Source organism: Halorubrum sp. SS7 (genome assembly GCF_005435055.1).
Classification (GTDB): domain Archaea; phylum Halobacteriota; class Halobacteria; order Halobacteriales; family Haloferacaceae; genus Halorubrum; species Halorubrum salinarum.
This window is the reverse complement of record NZ_SGXV01000093.1, coordinates 786-1,458: the sequence shown is the minus strand read 5'-3', so window position 1 is coordinate 1,458 and position 673 is coordinate 786. Positions and strand designations below refer to the sequence as shown.

Annotated in this window: 2 protein-coding genes; both read left to right on the top strand. The window is 59.0% G+C overall.

The window, feature by feature from the left end:
* The first annotated feature begins 160 nt into the window (after positions 1-160).
* On the top strand, positions 161-439 hold the full coding sequence (locus EXE44_RS16790; RefSeq protein ID WP_137706197.1) for a hypothetical protein: 279 nt from the start codon (positions 161-163) through the stop codon (positions 437-439).
* Positions 436-666: a hypothetical protein gene (locus EXE44_RS16785; RefSeq protein ID WP_137717966.1), complete on the top strand. Its 231-nt coding sequence runs from the start codon at positions 436-438 to the stop codon at positions 664-666. The genes EXE44_RS16790 and EXE44_RS16785 overlap by 4 nt, the downstream gene beginning before the upstream one ends.
* The last annotated feature ends 7 nt before the right edge of the window (positions 667-673 follow it).

Sequence of the window (673 nt, the reverse complement as noted above, 5' to 3'; positions counted from 1 at the left end):
GACATCCACGACGGAGAGCGCTACGCGAGGTCGCCGCTGACGGATTCGTATTACCGCGTGACACGGTGGGAACGTATCGACGAGGAGAAGATCCGAGCCATCGGAAAGACAGAAGTGGAACGTGAGGACGTGCCCAGCGAATGGCTGGAGGTGTTAGACGATGCCAAAATGGACTGACTGCGTGAAGATACACGAGAACTGTGGCGGTATCGTCCGTTGGATCGAAGCGATCGATCGCCCCGGCGTCGGATGGACCGGGAAGTGTACGCACTGCGGCGAGCGTAACATCGTCGTCGAGCGGATGATCCCGGTCCGGGGACTCGACCACAGCGAAGCGTTCCAACTCTCTACGGACCAACTTCGCCAGCTGGAGTGGGACGAATCCGACACGTGGAGACACAACCAGAAGCGACTCGGCAAGGAGGTTGAAGCACTGTGAAAGACGCTGTAGTAGTGTACCGCTGTACTGAGTGCGGCAAGGAGTCGGTCTCGGTCGGCTGGCTTCACGCTCACATTGAGGCCAAACACACCGGTTTTGGCCCGTTCAACATCATCCCCAATCCGTTCGCGATCGGGAACTTCGACAACGACATGACGATGACCGAGGTGCTGAGCGCCGAGGACCCGGAGCGAGTCGGACTCGACGAGGTTGATGATGTCGCGTGAGGGATCT